We start from the raw sequence: 15,761 nt of genomic DNA on the forward strand, positions 1-15,761 counted from the left end.
AAAAGAACCCCCCTGTGTACCCGTTGTACATGGGGGGCCTTTTTATTTTGCGGAGGTTTTTAGAAGGTGTACTTTTTGCCGGTCTTGTAGGACTCATAAGCGCCCACCATGAACTTGGTGAGGGCCACAGCGTCTTCTATGCCGTTAGGGGCTTCGCCAATGCCGTTTACCGCGTCAATCCAGGCGTCGATGGGCATGGTGGACTTCTCGGGCAGATCTGTTTTCTGCACTAGCTTGTTGTCGGTTTCCTCGCAGCTATACTCCAGGATGTCATTATGTACCATCAGGGAGCCTTTGGTGCCGCTCATTTCCATTACATAGGGAATGCCGGTGGTGACAAAGCCAGTTTCAGAAACGCCGATGGTGCCGTTTGCAAACTCGATAACGGAAACCGCGTTTTCCTCTACAGGCTTGCCTGTAACCTCGGTGAACATGGAAACAACAGACTTAGGCTCGCCCAAGAACCAGTTCAGGGTGTACATGGGATGTGCGCCCAGATCCATCATGGCGCCGCCGCCGGTCTGGGAAGCGTCATAGAAATGGGGCGGCAGCCAGCCGGCAGTGCTGCCGTTGTGATAGTTATGCACGCGGGCATAGGTGATTTGCCCCAGCTTGCCGCTGTCCACCAGCTCTTTGGCGGCTTTCAGGGTGGGCCAGGTTTTGTGGGGATAGGAGATAGTGAACTTCACGCCGCTTTCCTTGATAGCCTTGGCGATCTGCTCTGCTTCCTCGTTGGTAAAGGCCAGCACCTTTTCGGTGAAGATGTGCTTTTTGGCTTTGGCCGCAGCCATGAGCACCTCTGTGTGCTGGCAGGTGGCGGTGGTGATGGACACAGCGTCGATGGTTTCGTCATCCCAGATGGCCTGGAGATCCGGCTGGAAGGGAATGCCGAATTTCTCCGCCATGGCCTTGCCGCGCTCCTGGTCGTCATCCCACAGGCAGCAAAGTTCTGCCTTGGGATTCTCCTGGATAGCGGTGGTGTACTCCCGGGTGTGTACGTGCCATGCGCCGATAACTGCTACTTTCATGCGTAATACATCCTTTCTTTGACTGTAAATGGACAATGAGAGGGAGGCGGGAACATATCCATGCCCTTTCCCGTCTCTGGCAGAGAGACGGCTTTCCCATGTCCTGTACGTCAACAGTGTACACTACCTGGAGGAAAAGTGCAAGGGGGTTTGGGAAGATTATTTTTTGAACAGGGAAAAGGGGAGGCGAAATCTTTGGGCAGGCTTCCCTCTGGCGCGGACGGTATTGACGGGCGGCGCTTCCAAGTGGTATAATTTTTCAAAATCCACATGAAAAGGAGCGTGGCGACGTGAGCGGCATCAATGAGATAGGCCCCCGGCTGCGGGAGCTGCGGGAAGCGAGCGACTACACAGCAGAGCAGCTTGCCCGGGAGCTGCACCTGGATCCGGCAGTGTATCAGGGCTATGAAGAGGACGGGCGGGATATCCCCATCAGCGTGATATATGAGATAGCAAACAAATTTAAGGTGGACTTTACAGAGATTGCCACAGGCGTGCCGGCCCGCCTGGATACATACCATATTGTGCGCCGGGGCCAGGGCCGGGTGGTGAACCGCAACCCGGAGTACCATTTTGAGGACTTGGCCTTCCGGTACGCGGATAAAATCATGCAGCCGCTGCTGGTAACGCTGGAGCCTACCGACGAGGCGGCAAAGCTTATCACCCACCCGGGCCAGGAGTTTAACCTGGTGCTGGAGGGCGTTGTGGTGGTGTGCATAGGGGAGAAGGAGTTTGAGCTGAAGGCTGGGGATTCCATTTATTTTAATCCCACCCTGCCCCATGGGCAGCGCTGCGGCGGCAGCGGGAAGGCCAGGTTTGTCACAGTTATTACAGAGTGAGCACGCCCCCGGCCCGCAAACCGGGAGGCGGAGCCTCCCGCGCCCGGCTTTGCCGGGCGGCCTGTCCTGGACAGGCGTTTGCGGGCTGGGGCTGCCGGCTCAATGCCCCTACAGGAAAGGATGAAGAAAATGGACTATCTCTTGCAAAAATATATGCCCCGCATAGACTTTGACAGCTATGAGGACTTCCGGGCAAACTATAAAATCAATGTGCCGGAGGACTTTAACTTCGGCTTTGACGTGGTGGACGCCTGGGCGCAGGCAGAGCCGGAGAAAAGGGCGCTGGTGTGGTGCGACGAGTCCGGGGAAGAGAAGGTGTTTACCTTTACGGACATCATGAAGCTTTCTGCCCGGGCGGCAAACTTTTTCCGCGCCCAGGGGGTGAAAAAAGGCTCTGTGGTCATGCTCATCCTCCGCCGCCGGTGGGAATACTGGATATGTGCCGCGGCCCTCCACAAGCTGGGCGCTGTGCTGATTCCCGGCACCCTGCAGCTTACGAAAAAGGATATCGTATACCGGGGCAACGCCGCGAAAATACATGGCATTGTCTGCGTAAACGATCCCTTTGTCATTTCCCAGGTGGAAGCGGCTCAGGGGGAGATTCCCAGCCTGCAAATGAAAGCCCTGGCGGCGGAGAGCCGGGAAGGGTGGCTGAACCTGGACGAGAAAATCATGGGGTATCCGGATGAATTTCCCCGGCCTTCAGGGGAAGAGGCCACCCGCTGGGACGATATCATGCTGGTATATTTCACCTCCGGCACCACGGGAATGCCCAAAATGGTGCAGCACAACTTTGCCCACCCCTTGGGCCACGTGACCACCGCCCGTTACTGGCAGTGCGTGGAGGAAAACAAGCTCCACATGAGCGTGTCCGACTCCGGCTGGGCCAAGTTCGGCTGGGGGAAAATTTACGGCCAGTGGCTGTGCGGGGCTACGGTTTTCTGTTATGACATGCTGGGAAAATTCGAGCCTGCCCGCCTGCTCTCGCACCTGGAAAAATACAAGGTGACTACCTTCTGCGCGCCGCCCACTATGTTCCGGTTTATGCTTCAGGAGGATGTGTCCCGGTATGACCTGTCCTCCATCCACCACTGCGCCACTGCCGGGGAGCCTTTAAACCCGGAAGTGGTGAAAAAGTGGAAGGAGCTTACGGGCCTGCAAATTTACGAGGGCTTCGGCCAGAGCGAAGGCCCTGTGCTGCTGGCAAACTTCAAGTGGATACCCCCCATCCCCGGCTCTACCGGAAAGCCCAATCCCCTGTATGACATGCAGCTAGTGGACAGGGAGGGGAATCTCTGCGAGGACGGCGAGGAGGGCACCATCGCCATTATGGACGTAAAAAGCAGGCCTCCGGTGGGCCTCTTTACAGGCTATTTCCAGAATCCTGCCATGACAGAGGAAAAGCTGGGCGGCGATTACTACGATACCGGAGACGTGGCCTGGCGGGACAGCGACGGCTATTTCTGGTTTGTGGGGCGCAATGACGATGTTATCAAGTGCTCGGGATACCGCATCGGGCCTTTCGAGGTGGAGTCTGCCCTGGTGGAGCACCCGGCTGTGGTGGAATGCGCCATTACAGGCGCGCCGGATCCTATCCGGGGCCAAGTGGTGAAGGCTACCATTGTGCTGGCAAGGGGCTATGAAGGTACGCCGGAACTGACAAAGGAGCTGCAAGCTTATGTGAAAAAGGCCACAGCCCCTTATAAGTATCCCCGGATCATTGAATATGTGGCAGAGCTGCCCAAGACCCTGGGGGGGAAAATCAAGCGTGCCCAAATCCGGCAGATGGATACCGCCGGGAAGCCCTAGATACAGCCGTCGGGCCTGTGGGACACCGCTGACACCCTTCTCAGGCCTGGATCCACAGGCCCTGTGGTGGTCACGGCGGCGCAGCCGGTGAGATAAAGGGCCAGCAGGCAGAGGAGAAGCCAGTATACAGTTTTTTTCATGGGAATCGCCATGGGGGTACAAAAGCCATGAAAAAGCGGCGTTTTGCGCCCCGCATCTTTCCTTTCCTTCGTGTTTTTTTGCTTTAACAGCCCATTTTTCACAGATTTTGGGAAACAAAAGCCCCACCCTCAAAAAGCAGAGAGGGCGGGGCTTTCTCCTGTTTTCCCAATACCTGCTGGGAATAGGGTTTGCCATTATTCTTGGATATATTCCCGGACGTGGAAATCCGCCCCCACGTTTTCACAAAGGCGGCGGCACTCGTCCATTTCCTCCTGGGCCATGGTGCTCACCACCGTCATGCGCACGTGGGGGACGTTGAGAACCGCGTCAGCGGTAAAGCGCAGGATGGCGGGAAGGGCCTCCAGGCCAAACCGACTGTGACACAAGTCGTCATACCTTTTGGGTGTGCTGGCGTTCAGGCTGACAGACACCGCGTCCACCCGCCCGTCCAGCTCCAGGGAGGCCTTTTTCCCGGTAATCAGGTTGGCTAAGCCGTTGGTGTTAATGCGGATAAAGTGGGAGCCATGCTCTTTCAGGCGGTCGCACAGCCACATCATATCGTCCCAGCGGCAGGCAGGCTCGCCATAGCCGCAAAAGACGATCTCATGGTAGGCGTTCAGATCCCGCCGCTGCAAATTCTCCCAAACCTCCTCCTTAGACGGCTCGCCGTTCCGGTACCAGAGGTTTGTGGCATAGAGGCTGCCGTCGCTGTTATTGCGCAGGCAGAAATCACAGCGGTTGGGGCAATGGTTTGTCATGTTTACGTAGAGGTTTTTCCCGTATTCGTATGTAACGCTGGCGCCGAACTTGGGATCGATCTCATCTGGCTTGCTTCCGTACAGCATGGTTTTCGCTCCGTTTCTTTGGAATCTTTCAGTATGTTTATAACTGCCTCTAAGAAACTTTTTGAAAAAAGTTTCTTAGGAATCTTCAAAAATTTTAAGACGCGCCAAGTGAGAGAATGGCGCCGCCTTTTTGGCCCGGCAGCCAAATGCCTGCTAAGCCTAATCCTTTTAGAGACGCGCCAAGAGAGAAAATAGCGCAACCCTTTTAGCCTGTCAGTTTATGCCGAACAGCTTTTTTGTGTTTTCGATGGCGGCATTTGCAATGGTTTGAGGTTCTTCCCCCCGTATTTCCGCAATTTTCTCAATGACATAGGCGATAAGGGAGGAGTCGTTGCGCTTGCCGCGATAGGGCACAGGCGCCATGTAAGGGGCGTCCGTCTCCAGCAGCAGGCGGTCCAGCGGGATTTCCCGGGCCACATCTACGGCGTGGCGGGCGTTTTTAAAGGTCACCACACCTCCAAGGCCGATATACAGCCCCAGGCCCAGTACCTGCCGGGCTGTTTCCAGGCTGCCGGAAAAGCAGTGTACCACGCCCCGGGGACGATATTTTTCCAGGAAAGAAAGGGTGTCTGCATGGGCTTCCCGGTCGTGTACCACTACAGGCAGGCCCAGACGGTTTGCCAGTTCCAGTTGGGCGGCAAACACCTCCTGCTGGCGCTCCTTGGGGCAAGCGTCCAGCCAGTGGTAGTCCAGGCCAATTTCTCCCACCGCCACCATTTTTTCCTCTGAAAGCCACCTTTCCACCTGGGAAAGCCAGTCCTCCGGCAGAACCTTGGCGCACTCCGGGTGGATGCCCGCCGCGCCGTACACGTATGCATAGCGCCTGCAAAGCTTGACTGTGGCTTCGCAGCCGGGGATGTCGCTGCCCATGTTCAGAATGCCTATTACGCCTTTCTGAGGCAGGGTTTCCCCTAAAAGCTTTTCCCGGTCGCTGTCAAACTGCTGGCTGTCATAATGGGCATGGGAATCGAAAATTCGAATCCCAGGGGAATCAGAAATGGGTAAAATGTTTTCACTCATAGTCGCTTGCTTTATATCTGTTTAAAATTTTATTATAGCCTATGATAAGCGCGGGTATGCCGCCAATGCAGGATACCACCAGCAGAATCCCCGACGCCATGGGGAGCCAGAAGCCCAGCAGCCCGGAAATCCAGAAAGGCAAAGAGAAAATTGTCCACATGCGGGAGTTTGCCCGGTTGTAGGCAGGAATGTCTGCGATGCTTTCCCGGTCAACAGTGCTGCCCGACCAGAACCAGACAGGCTTTTTATAGCGCCGGGCAAATATAGCCCAGCCCAGGAAAGCGGCGGCGCAAATCCAGCAGGACGCAACTAAAACAGCCGTACCAAACCAACTAATGTTCATAAAAGACACACTCCTTTGAATTTTGTTTTTCTTGCAGTTTTTGGAAGGTTCTTAGGAAAGCTGCCCGCGGCATGGGTGCAGCGCCACGCTGCTTAGCACAGCTTGGCCCCGGCGGGAATGGAGTCGTCCACTATCAGCAGGTGCAAAGCCTCCTCGCCCTTTTCCTTGTGGACGGCGGAGATAAGCATGCCGCAGCTTTCCAGGCCCATCATTTTCCGAGGGGGCAGGTTTACAATGGCAATGAGGGTTTTGCCGATAAGGGCTTCCGGCTCATACCATTTGTGGATGCCGGAGAGAATCTGCCTGTCTGTGCCGGTGCCGTCATCCAGGGTAAAGCGCAAAAGCTTGTCGCTCTTTTTCACAGCCTCGCAGGCCTTCACCTTTACAGCCCGGAAGTCAGACTTGCAGAAGGTGCCAAAGTCCACCTGCTCTGTAAGCTGCGGCTCCACCTCGATTTCCGGCACAGGCATGTTGGCAAGCCTTTTTTCCTCAGCCTTTTCAAGCACCTCGTTTTCGTCCAGGCGGGCAAAGAGAATCTCCGGCTTGTCGGTAACCTTGTTTCCGCTGGGATACAGCCCGGTTTTGTCCAGATCTGCCCACACGCGGGGCTGTGCGTTTAACTGCCAGAAAATATTCTCGCAGGTGCCCGGCAGGAAGGGCTGCAAGAGGGAAGCCCCTGTGCAGATGCAGTCCACCAGGTTATACAGCACAGTTTGCAGCCGGGGCAGCTTTGCCTCGTCCTTGGCCAAGGCCCAGGGCATGGTTTCGTCAATATATTTATTGCAGCGCTTAAACAGGCTCATAATCTCTGTGATGGCGTCTGCGGCCCGCAGGCTCTCCATCTTTGCCGCCGCCTTGTCCCGGCAGGCGCTGACAAAGCCTTTTAGATCATCGTCCACAGGCTCCGTTACCCCGGCGTCTGTTACCACGCCGCCGAAATACTTATTGCTCATGGAAATGGTGCGGTTTACAAGGTTCCCCAGCACGTTTGCCAAATCGGAATTGTTCCGCTCGCACACCAGCTCCCAGGTGAGGTTGCCGTCGTTGTCATAAGGCATCTCATGCAGCACAAAGTAACGGATGGGATCCACGCCGAACACATCCACCAGATCGTCCGCGTAAATGGTGTTACCCTTACTTTTGCTCATCTTCCCGCCGTTCATCAGAAGCCAGGGGTGCCCGAACACCTGCTTGGGCAGGGGCAAATCCAGGGCCATGAGGAAGATGGGCCAGTAGAGGGTGTGGAAACGGATGATATCTTTGCCGATAAGGTGCAGATCGGCGGGCCAAAGCTTGTGGAATTTCTCCTCAGATTCCCCGCCGCAGTGGTAGCCAATGCCGGTGATATAATTTGTCAGGGCGTCCAGCCACACATATACTACATGCTTGGGGTCAAAATCCACAGGAATGCCCCAGGTGAAGGAGGTGCGGGACACGCACAGATCCTGGAGGCCCGGCAGCAGGAAGTTGTTCATCATCTCGTTTTTCCGGGACACAGGCTGGATAAACTCCGGGTGGCTGTTGATGTGGTCGATAAGCCGCTGGGCATACTTGCTCATCTTAAAAAAATAGGCTTCCTCCTGGGCCGGGTGGACTTCCCGCCCGCAGTCCGGGCATTTGCCGTCCACAAGCTGGCTTTCGGTGAAGAAGGATTCGCAGTCTGTGCAGTAAAGCCCCTCATAGGAGCTTTTGTAAATGTCTCCCTGATCATAAAGCTTTTTAAAGACCTTCTGGATTTCCTTCTCGTGATACTCGTCTGTGGTGCGGATAAAATAATCGTAGGACACGTTCATCAAGTCAAACTGCCCCTTGATAATGCCGGCGATTTTGTCCACATATTCCTTGGGGCTGACCCCCGCGGCAGCGGCCTTCAGCTCGTTTTTCTGGCCGTGCTCGTCGGTGCCTGTCTGGAACCACACGTCATAGCCCTCCAGGCGCTTGAAGCGGGCGATTGCGTCTGCCAGCACGATTTCATACACGTTGCCGATATGGGGCTTGCCAGAGGTGTAGGCAATTGCTGTGGTTAAATAATACTTTCCTTTGTTTTCTGCCATGGTTTTCTTTCATCCTTTCTGCGGCAAACCGCAGGATATTATATCTTCATTCTTATAGTATGGCTGCCCTTGGGCCGCAGGCCCCGGCGCTGGGAACAAAAATCCCCAGCGCCCCCTACATTCGCCGGCAGGGCATAAACAGCGTGGTATGATGAAAAGGCATGAAATCCCTCCTACCTGAAAATCAGGGCTGAAAGCACAGAGCCTGCCATCAACAGGGCCAGCATGGCGGCGGTGACGCGGATAAACAGCTTGCGGCGCTTGTCATTATAGCCTTTCATAGGGGAAAACCTGCCCTTCTGTTCTGAAATCTGGATATACCATGCTATTTTAGCATTTTTTTTCACATTTGTAAAGTTTGACTTTCTCTCCCGGAAGGTTTACACTTTATACTTGAATAGGTTTTTGAATAAAACCGCAAGGAAAGGATGGAAGTGAACAATGCAGCAGAGGGAATTGACCTGCGCCGCCATACACGATCTTTCAGGCTTTGGGAAGTGCTCGCTGACAGTGGCCCTGCCGGTGCTGTCCGCCTGCGGGGTGGAGGTTTCAGCCCTGCCCACGGCAGTGCTGTCCACCCATACAGGAGGCTTTGCAGGATATATCTACCGGGATTTGACCCCGGAGCTTCTGCCCATGGCAAAGCACTGGGAAAGCGTGGGGGCGCGCTTTAAAGCGCTGTACAGCGGCTTTCTGGGCAGCGGGGGGCAGATTGGCATGGTGGAGGAGATTTTTGAAATGTTCCGGGAGCCAGAAAGCCTTGTACTGGTGGATCCGGTGATGGGGGACGGGGGGAAGCTCTACAGCACCTACACCCAGGAGATGGCGGACGGCATGGTGCGCCTGTGCCGCCGGGCAGACGTGGTGGCCCCCAACATGACGGAGGCCTGCCACATCCTGGGCCTGCCCTATGACCCAGGCCCCTACACCCGGGAGGGGCTGGAAAGCCTTTTGCGGGCGCTTTGCGGTTTAGGCCCCCGGCAGGCGGTACTTACAGGGGCATGGCTGCAAAAGGGAGAGCTGGGCGCGGCCTGCTTTGACCGGGAGACAGGGGAAATGCGCCTTTCCCTGCGCCCGGAAATCCCCGGCTATTTCCATGGCACAGGGGATCTCTTTTCCTCCACCCTCCTGGGCGGGCTTCTAAACGGAATGACCCTTTATGAAGCCTGCGATACGGCTGTGGAATTTACCCACCGCACCATTGTCACCACAGCCCAAAGCGGCGGGGACACCCGCTTCGGGCCGAAATTTGAAACCCACCTGCCCTGGCTTGCCCGGCTGATGGAGGAAAAGCGGAAAAGCCGCAAGTGACAGAAAAAGAAGGAGGGAGGCACACTTTTTGTTGCAATTTGCCGGGAAATCCGCTACAATAGGGGTGAGCGGTTTTTTGCTGGTTTAAAGCGGCAAAACCACCGGCATGCCCAAAGAAAGGAAAGTGGTTAGAAGAGTGGGGGAAAGATTTTTTCAAAAAGACGTGGAAACCATGGGCCGCAAAGAGCTGGACGCACTGCAGCTCCAGCGGCTGCGGCGCATGGTAGACTATTGCTACAACCATGTGCCCTTTTATCATAAGCGCCTGGGGGAGGCGGGGATTACAGGCGGGGATAAAATCAAGGCCCTGTCGGATATCCAGTACATACCCTTTACCACAAAGGACGATATCCGGGATAACTACCCTTTCGGAATGCTGGCTGTGCCCATGAAAGACATTGTGCGCATCCACGCCTCCTCCGGCACCACAGGCAAGCCCACTGTGGGGGCCTATACAAAGGGCGACATTGAACAGTGGTCCGACTTTATGGCCCGGGTGGTCACGGCCGCCGGGGTGACGGAGGAGGACGTTATCCAGATATCCTTTGGATACGGGCTGTTCACCGGGGCCTTGGGCCTGCATTTCGGGCTGGAGAAAATTGGGGCAACGGTAATCCCGGCCTCCTCCGGGAACTCGGAAAAGCAGTTGATGATGCTCCGGGACTTCGGGGTGACGGGCCTTGTGGCCACTCCCTCCTATGCCCTGTACCTGGGGGAGCTGGTGCGGGAAAGCGGCTATCCCAGGGAGGCCTACGGGAAGCTGCGCCACGGCATCCTGGGCAGCGAGGGCTGCACCCCGGAAATGCGCGCCCGCATTGAGGAAACCCTGGGCGTAAGGGTTACGGACAATTACGGCATGACAGAGCTGCAAGGCCCTGGCGTTTCAGGGGAGTGCCTGTGCCGCTGCGGCCTGCACTTTAACGAGGACGGCTTTTTGCCGGAGATTATCGACCCGGACACCCTGCGGCCCAAGGCCCGGGGGGAAGCGGGGGAACTGGTGGTAACCACCTTGCTGCGGGAGGGCATGCCTGTGTTGCGCTACCGCACCAAGGACATCACCCGGCTGCACTACGAGCCTTGCGCCTGCGGCCGCACCCACGCGCGTATGGAAAAGGTGATGGGCCGCACAGATGACATGCTGATTATCAAGGGCGTGAACGTGTTCCCCTCCCAGATCGAAAGCGTGCTGGTGGGCATGGAGAACGTGGGGCCGCACTATCAGCTTGTGGTCACCCGGAAAAACTTCCTGGACAGGCTGGAGGTCAAGGTGGAGCTGACCGACGGCAGCCTCCTGGAAAGCTTTGGGGAACTGCAGGCCCTGCAGGGGAAGATACACGACAGGCTCAAGAGCGTGCTGGGGCTGGAGACAAAGGTTTCCCTGGTGTCGCCGAAGTCCCTGGAGCGCTTCCAGGGTAAGGCAAAGCGGGTGCTGGACTTGCGAAATGAAAAAGAGTAAGCTGTTATCCAGGAAGGATGGAACGGCGTGGAATACAAAGAAAGGAGCGGTACAGGGCATAAAGGGCTGTGCTTTCACAGGCTTTTGCGCGAATTCTGTATCGCGGGGCGATTGAAATGAAACAACTGTTACTTGGCAACGAGGCTGTGGCCCGGGGCCTGTATGAAGCGGGGGTGCGGGTGGTGTCCAGCTACCCGGGAACCCCCAGCACGGAAATAACGGAAGCGGCGGCAAAGTTCCCGGAGCTTGCCTGCGAGTGGGCGCCCAACGAAAAGGTGGCGGCGGAGGCCGCCGCCGGGGCCGCTGTCGGCGGGGCCAGATCCTTCTGCGCCATGAAGCACGTGGGGCTGAACGTGGCGGCGGATCCGGTTTTCACTATGAGCTACATAGGAGTAAACGGCGGCATGGTGCTGGCTGTGGCGGACGACCCGGGCATGCATTCCTCCCAGAACGAGCAGGACTCCCGCAACTATGCGAAAGCCGCCAAACTTCCCATGCTGGAGCCAGCAGACTCCCAGGAGTGCAAGGAATTCGCGAAGCTGGGCTATGCCCTTTCCGAGGAATTTGACACCCCGGTGCTTTTGCGGCTGACCACCCGGGTGTCCCATGCCCGCAGCGTGGTGGAGTGCGGGGAGCGGCGGGAAATCCCCTTAAAGGAATATAAAAAGGATCCGGCGAAAAACGTGATGCTGCCTGCCTTTGCCCGGCCTAAGCACGAGAAGGTGGAGGCCCGCACCCAGGCCCTTGCAGAGTGGGCGGAGCGGTGCGAAATCAACAGGATTGAGAACAACGGGGCGAAAATTGGCATTATCTGCGCCGGGGCAGTGTACCAGTATGCCAGGGAGGCCATGGGGGATTCCGCCAACTACCTGAAGCTGGGCATGGTATACCCCCTGCCCCAGAAGCTGCTGCGGGACTTTGCCGCACAGTGCGAAACCCTGTATGTGGCGGAGGAGCTGGACGATTTTATTGAGTCCCACTGCAAGGCCCTGGGCCTGGAGGTTGTGGGCAAGGAGCTGTTCCCCCGCTGCGGGGAGCTTTCCCAGCGGCTTATAAAAAAGCTGCTTACCGGGGAGGAAGCCCCCAGCGCGGCCCTGGAAGGCCCTCTGCCTGTGCGCCCGCCTGTCATGTGCTGCGGGTGCCCCCACAGGGGCCTGTTCTATGCCTTGAAGCAGGAGAAGGTGTATGTCAGCGGGGACATTGGCTGTTATACCCTGGGGGCCTCCGCACCCCTTTCCGCTATGGACGCCTGCATCTGCATGGGAGCCTCTGTCTCGGCCCTCCATGGCTATAACAAGGCCCGGGGAGAGGGAGCTGCTAAGAAGGCTGTGGCGGTTATCGGTGACTCCACCTTTATCCATTCCGGCATCACCAGCCTCATTGACATTGCGTATAACCGCACCAATTCCACTGTCATTATCCTGGATAACTCAATCACCGGCATGACAGGCCACCAGCAGAACCCCTCCACAGGCTTTAACATCTACAACGAGCCTGCCCAGGCGGTAGATCTGGAGGCCCTGTGCTGCGCAGTGGGTATCCGCCGGGTGCGGGTGGTAGATCCTTATGACCTGAAGCTGACCCGGCAGGTTCTCAAGGAGGAGCTTGAGGCAAAGGAGCCTTCGGTGATTATCAGCCGCAGGCCCTGCGCCCTGTTAAAGACGGTGAAGCACAGCGCCCCCTTAGAGGTAAGCGGGGAAAAATGCATAGGCTGCAAGGCCTGCATGGGGATAGGATGCCCTGCCATCAGCATGCGGGACGGCAAGGCGCTTATCGACCCCACCCAGTGCGTGGGCTGCGGGGTGTGTACGGCGCTCTGCGGGAAAGGAGCGATAGCATGAGCCAGACAAAAAGCGTGATGATTGTAGGCGTGGGCGGGCAGGGCACCCTGCTTGCCAGCCGGATTTTAGGCAGCGCCATGCTGCAAAAAGGCTATGACGTGAAGGTAGGGGAGGTTCATGGCATGAGCCAGCGGGGCGGCTCTGTGGTCACCTATGTGCGCTTCGGGGAAAAGGTGTTTTCCCCGGTTATCGAGCGGGGGGAAGCGGATGTGCTTCTGGCCTTTGAGCAGTTGGAGGCGGCAAGGGCCTTGCCTTACATGAAAAGCGGCGGCACAGCGGTGGTGAACACCCAGAAAATAGACCCCATGCCTGTGGTGACCGGGCAGGCGGCTTACCCCCAGGGCCTGCTTGCGGCCATGGAGGAAAAGGGCGCAAAGGTTTTGGCGGTTGACGCTCTAAAGCTTTCTGAGGAGGCAGGCTCCCAGAAGGCGGTGAACGTGGTGCTTATCGGTGCCATGGCCCGGCACCTGGATCCGGATGAAGATCTGTGGCTGGAGGCGGTGCGGGCCTGCGTGCCGGAAAAGTTCTATGCGCTGAACGAAAAGGCCTTCCGGCTGGGGTTCGGGGCATAAGGCCACAATAAACTGTAAAGGAATGATGTGGTATGCCAAATTATTTTCAGCCCGAAATTGAATGCGCTTCCCGGGAAACCCTGCGGGAAATACAGTCCAAGCGGCTGGCGGACATGGTGAAGCGCTGCTATGAAAATGTCCCCTTCTATAAAAAGAAGTTTGACGCCATTGGCCTCAAGCCAGAAGATGTGAAATCTATTGACGACATCGTGAAGCTGCCCTTCACAGAGAAGCAGGATCTCCGGGATACCTACCCCTTCGGCCTGGTGGCAGTGCCCCGGGGGGAGCTGGCCCGTATCCACGCCTCCTCCGGCACCACAGGCAAGCAGACGGTGGTGGCCTATACAGCCAGGGATTTGGACACCTGGGCCACCGGGGCCGCCAGGGCCATTGTGGCAGTGGGCGGCAAGAAGGAGGATCTGGTACACGTGTCCTATGGCTACGGGCTTTTTACAGGGGGCCTGGGGCTGCACGACGGCGCGGAAAAGCTGGGGGCGGCAGTTATCCCTGTGTCCAGCGGCAACACCAACCGGCAGGTGCAAATTTTGCAGGACTATGGCAGCGACATCCTCTGCTGCACCCCCAGCTATGCCATGTATATCGGGGAAACCGTCCGGGACAAGGGCATAGACCCTGAAAGCCTGCGGGTGCGCATCGGCATTTTCGGGGCAGAGCCTTGGACAGAGGAAATGCGCCGGGAGATTGAAAAGGCCCTGGCCATAAAGGCCTATGACATTTACGGCCTTTCGGAAATTGCCGGGCCTGGGGTTTCCTGCGAGTGCCAGGAGCAGGCGGGCATGCATGTGCAGGAGGATTATTTCTATCCGGAAATTATCGATCCCGTAACCGGGGAGCAGCTTCCCGACGGCGTGGAAGGAGAGCTGGTGTTCACCTGCATCGGCAAGGAAGCCCTGCCATTGGTGCGCTACCGCACCAGGGACATTGCCTCTCTGACCCATGAGGTGTGCAAATGCGGGCGCACCACTGTGCGCATGACAAAGCCCAAGGGCCGCACGGACGACATGCTCATTATCCGGGGCATCAACGTGTTCCCCTCCCAGATTGAAAGCGTGCTGCTTGATTTGGGCATGGATCCCAACTACCGCATGGTGGTGGACAGAAAGAATAATCTGGACACGCTGGAAGTGCAGGTGGAGATGAACAGCGGCATGTTCTCCGACACCGTGCGCAATCTGGAAAAAGTGGAAAAGCGCATTGCCGGCGCGCTCCAGTCCACCCTGAACATTGCGGCGAAAATCACCCTTCTGGAACCTAAGTCCCTCCAGCGCTCTGAAGGCAAGGCCAAACGGGTGGAGGACAGGAGAAAGTTTTAAAGGCAATGCGAACCGGAAGAAAGGAGAGTTTGTATGTATGTAAGGCAGGCGGAAACAGGGGACGTTTCCCGTATCGCGGAGATTTTTGTTTTCGTGCGCCGGGAGAAATTCTTCCCCATTTTCCAGTATGAGCCATATTCCTTTGGGGAGCTGCAGGTGCTGCCTGTTGCCCGGGAATACCTGGACAGCCCCAGCCGCCTGCAGGACGTGCTGGTGTATGACGACGGCATTGTGCGGGGCTTCCTGGAGATGGATGGCGGCGAAATAAAGCACCTGTATGTGGAATCCTTCTTCCGGGGCCAGGGCATTGGCGGGGCGCTGCTGGAACAGGCGGTGCAGGCCCGGGGGGCTTCCTGGCTGTGGGCCTTGGAAAAGAACCCGGACGCCATCCGCTTTTATGAGCGCCATGGCTTTGCCCTCACCGGGGAGCGGGTGCTGGAGGAAGATACAGAGGAATATCTGCTGCGGATGGAAAGAAAATAAACTTTATCTATATATATTTGTATTCTTTTAAAGGAGGAGCGATTATGCAAATTCAACAGTTGTCCGTCTTTATTGAGAACAAGCCGGGCCGTCTGGCGGAAATTACCGAGGTGCTGGCTGGAGCGGAAATCGACATCCGGGCCATTTCTGTGGCGGATACCAGCGATTTCGGCATCCTGCGGGTGATTGTAGACCGGCCCCAGGACGCTGTGGATGCCTTGAAGGCCCATGGCATGACTGTGTCCCTGACAAACGTGATAGCAGTGGGCATTCCGGATGTTTCCGGATCCTTTGCCAAGGTGGTGCGGCTGCTGTCCGACAAGGGCTTTGACCTGGAGTACATGTATGCCTTTATCAGCCGGGACAAGGGCAAGGCCTTTGTCATTATCCGGGTGGATCAGGGCCAGCAGGCCGCGGAGGCCCTAAAGGCCGACGGCTGGGAAATCCTCACCCAGGATGTTTTAAGCCATATGTAAACCCGCCATGGGAGAACAGGGAGGAAGCACCAGCCCTTTTGTGCCCGGTTCTGTTTCCTTCTCTGTGTGTTTCACACTACCCCCATATAAAGCGAGGGAGCGCCTTCCCGCAGGAGGGCGCTCCTTTTGCCTGCGAAAGGCCCCTTTCCCTGGGACAAATATTGCGCCTTCCTCCGGCATATGATGCAGGGAGGCATACTGTAAAAAAC

Annotated in this window: 15 protein-coding genes; 9 read left to right on the forward strand and 6 right to left on the reverse strand. The window is 56.9% G+C overall.

Annotated features, from left to right (window positions below; genetic code table 11):
• Nucleotides 1–59: 59 nt before the first annotated feature.
• Nucleotides 60–1,028: a Gfo/Idh/MocA family protein gene (locus D1841_RS00520; RefSeq protein ID WP_160641184.1), complete on the reverse strand. Its 969-nt coding sequence runs from the start codon at nucleotides 1,026–1,028 to the stop codon at nucleotides 60–62.
• A 290-nt stretch (nucleotides 1,029–1,318) separates the two neighbouring features.
• On the opposite strand from D1841_RS00520, the gene D1841_RS19680 reads away from it, so the two are divergent.
• Together D1841_RS19680 and D1841_RS00530 are read left to right on the forward strand one after the other, a co-directional pair.
• The gene (locus D1841_RS19680; protein ID WP_160641185.1) at nucleotides 1,319–1,867 is read left to right on the forward strand and encodes a helix-turn-helix domain-containing protein; all 549 of its coding nucleotides are present in this window, start codon (nucleotides 1,319–1,321) and stop codon (nucleotides 1,865–1,867) included.
• Nucleotides 1,868–1,996: 129 nt separating this feature from the next.
• Complete coding sequence (locus tag D1841_RS00530; RefSeq protein WP_160641186.1) at nucleotides 1,997–3,676, forward strand: AMP-binding protein; 1,680 nt, start codon at nucleotides 1,997–1,999, stop codon at nucleotides 3,674–3,676.
• Here the strand turns inward: D1841_RS00530 and D1841_RS00535 are convergent.
• The 5 genes from D1841_RS00535 to metG form a co-directional block, all read right to left on the reverse strand.
• Nucleotides 3,673–3,816, reverse strand: coding sequence for a hypothetical protein (locus tag D1841_RS00535; protein WP_160641187.1), 144 nt, complete (start codon nucleotides 3,814–3,816; stop codon nucleotides 3,673–3,675). The two genes, D1841_RS00530 and D1841_RS00535, sit on opposite strands and share 4 nt — an antisense overlap.
• A gap of 195 nt (nucleotides 3,817–4,011) precedes the next feature.
• On the reverse strand, nucleotides 4,012–4,662 hold the full coding sequence (locus D1841_RS00540) for a TatD family nuclease-associated radical SAM protein (protein ID WP_160641188.1): 651 nt from the start codon (nucleotides 4,660–4,662) through the stop codon (nucleotides 4,012–4,014).
• Nucleotides 4,663–4,875: 213 nt separating this feature from the next.
• Nucleotides 4,876–5,682: a TatD family hydrolase gene (locus D1841_RS00545; protein ID WP_201751155.1), complete on the reverse strand. Its 807-nt coding sequence runs from the start codon at nucleotides 5,680–5,682 to the stop codon at nucleotides 4,876–4,878.
• Nucleotides 5,675–6,025 carry a hypothetical protein gene (locus D1841_RS00550; RefSeq protein WP_160641189.1) on the reverse strand — a complete coding sequence of 117 codons (351 nt, stop codon included), beginning with the start codon at nucleotides 6,023–6,025 and terminating at the stop codon, nucleotides 5,675–5,677. Before D1841_RS00550 ends, D1841_RS00545 begins: the two co-directional genes overlap by 8 nt.
• 92 nt (nucleotides 6,026–6,117) lie before the next feature.
• Complete coding sequence (metG, locus tag D1841_RS00555; RefSeq protein ID WP_160641190.1) at nucleotides 6,118–8,079, reverse strand: methionine--tRNA ligase; 1,962 nt, start codon at nucleotides 8,077–8,079, stop codon at nucleotides 6,118–6,120.
• A 441-nt stretch (nucleotides 8,080–8,520) separates the two neighbouring features.
• On the opposite strand from metG, the gene D1841_RS00560 reads away from it, so the two are divergent.
• The 7 genes from D1841_RS00560 to D1841_RS00590 all read left to right on the forward strand — a co-directional run bounded on the left by D1841_RS00560 (nucleotide 8,521) and on the right by D1841_RS00590 (nucleotide 15,552).
• Nucleotides 8,521–9,390: a pyridoxamine kinase gene (locus D1841_RS00560; protein WP_160641191.1), complete on the forward strand. Its 870-nt coding sequence runs from the start codon at nucleotides 8,521–8,523 to the stop codon at nucleotides 9,388–9,390.
• A 106-nt stretch (nucleotides 9,391–9,496) separates the two neighbouring features.
• The gene (locus tag D1841_RS00565) at nucleotides 9,497–10,846 is read left to right on the forward strand and encodes a phenylacetate--CoA ligase family protein (protein ID WP_160641192.1); all 1,350 of its coding nucleotides are present in this window, start codon (nucleotides 9,497–9,499) and stop codon (nucleotides 10,844–10,846) included.
• 116 nt (nucleotides 10,847–10,962) lie between these two features.
• A complete protein-coding gene (gene iorA, locus D1841_RS00570) occupies nucleotides 10,963–12,687 on the forward strand; it encodes an indolepyruvate ferredoxin oxidoreductase subunit alpha (protein ID WP_160641193.1) in 1,725 nt (574 codons plus the stop codon).
• On the forward strand, nucleotides 12,684–13,259 hold the full coding sequence (locus D1841_RS00575; RefSeq protein WP_160641194.1) for an indolepyruvate oxidoreductase subunit beta: 576 nt from the start codon (nucleotides 12,684–12,686) through the stop codon (nucleotides 13,257–13,259). The genes iorA and D1841_RS00575 overlap by 4 nt, the downstream gene beginning before the upstream one ends.
• 32 nt (nucleotides 13,260–13,291) lie before the next feature.
• Complete coding sequence (locus D1841_RS00580) at nucleotides 13,292–14,593, forward strand: phenylacetate--CoA ligase family protein (protein ID WP_160641195.1); 1,302 nt, start codon at nucleotides 13,292–13,294, stop codon at nucleotides 14,591–14,593.
• A gap of 33 nt (nucleotides 14,594–14,626) precedes the next feature.
• A complete protein-coding gene (locus D1841_RS00585) occupies nucleotides 14,627–15,076 on the forward strand; it encodes a GNAT family N-acetyltransferase (RefSeq protein WP_160641196.1) in 450 nt (149 codons plus the stop codon).
• Between the two features lie 44 nt (nucleotides 15,077–15,120).
• Nucleotides 15,121–15,552, forward strand: a complete 432-nt coding sequence (locus D1841_RS00590; protein ID WP_160641197.1) for an ACT domain-containing protein — start codon at nucleotides 15,121–15,123, stop codon at nucleotides 15,550–15,552.
• The last annotated feature ends 209 nt before the right edge of the window (nucleotides 15,553–15,761 follow it).

Source organism: Neglectibacter sp. X4, from assembly GCF_009917365.1.
Taxonomy (GTDB): Bacteria; Bacillota; Clostridia; order Oscillospirales; family Acutalibacteraceae; genus Acutalibacter.

Excerpts from the sequence above, each read along its gene's own strand:
- D1841_RS00520 (WP_160641184.1), bottom strand. The coding sequence starts at position 1,028 with ATGAAAGTAGCAGTTATCGGCGCATGGCACGTACACACCCGGGAGTAC.
- D1841_RS00530 (WP_160641186.1), top strand. The coding sequence starts at position 1,997 with ATGGACTATCTCTTGCAAAAATATATGCCCCGCATAGACTTTGACAGC.
- D1841_RS00535 (WP_160641187.1), bottom strand. The coding sequence starts at position 3,816 with ATGAAAAAAACTGTATACTGGCTTCTCCTCTGCCTGCTGGCCCTTTAT.
- D1841_RS00540 (WP_160641188.1), bottom strand. The coding sequence starts at position 4,662 with ATGCTGTACGGAAGCAAGCCAGATGAGATCGATCCCAAGTTCGGCGCC.
- D1841_RS00545 (WP_201751155.1), bottom strand. The coding sequence starts at position 5,682 with ATGAGTGAAAACATTTTACCCATTTCTGATTCCCCTGGGATTCGAATT.
- D1841_RS00550 (WP_160641189.1), bottom strand. The coding sequence starts at position 6,025 with ATGAACATTAGTTGGTTTGGTACGGCTGTTTTAGTTGCGTCCTGCTGG.
- metG (WP_160641190.1), bottom strand. The coding sequence starts at position 8,079 with ATGGCAGAAAACAAAGGAAAGTATTATTTAACCACAGCAATTGCCTAC.
- D1841_RS00560 (WP_160641191.1), top strand. The coding sequence starts at position 8,521 with ATGCAGCAGAGGGAATTGACCTGCGCCGCCATACACGATCTTTCAGGC.
- D1841_RS00565 (WP_160641192.1), top strand. The coding sequence starts at position 9,497 with ATGCCCAAAGAAAGGAAAGTGGTTAGAAGAGTGGGGGAAAGATTTTTT.
- iorA (WP_160641193.1), top strand. The coding sequence starts at position 10,963 with ATGAAACAACTGTTACTTGGCAACGAGGCTGTGGCCCGGGGCCTGTAT.
- D1841_RS00575 (WP_160641194.1), top strand. The coding sequence starts at position 12,684 with ATGAGCCAGACAAAAAGCGTGATGATTGTAGGCGTGGGCGGGCAGGGC.
- D1841_RS00580 (WP_160641195.1), top strand. The coding sequence starts at position 13,292 with ATGCCAAATTATTTTCAGCCCGAAATTGAATGCGCTTCCCGGGAAACC.
- D1841_RS00585 (WP_160641196.1), top strand. The coding sequence starts at position 14,627 with ATGTATGTAAGGCAGGCGGAAACAGGGGACGTTTCCCGTATCGCGGAG.
- D1841_RS00590 (WP_160641197.1), top strand. The coding sequence starts at position 15,121 with ATGCAAATTCAACAGTTGTCCGTCTTTATTGAGAACAAGCCGGGCCGT.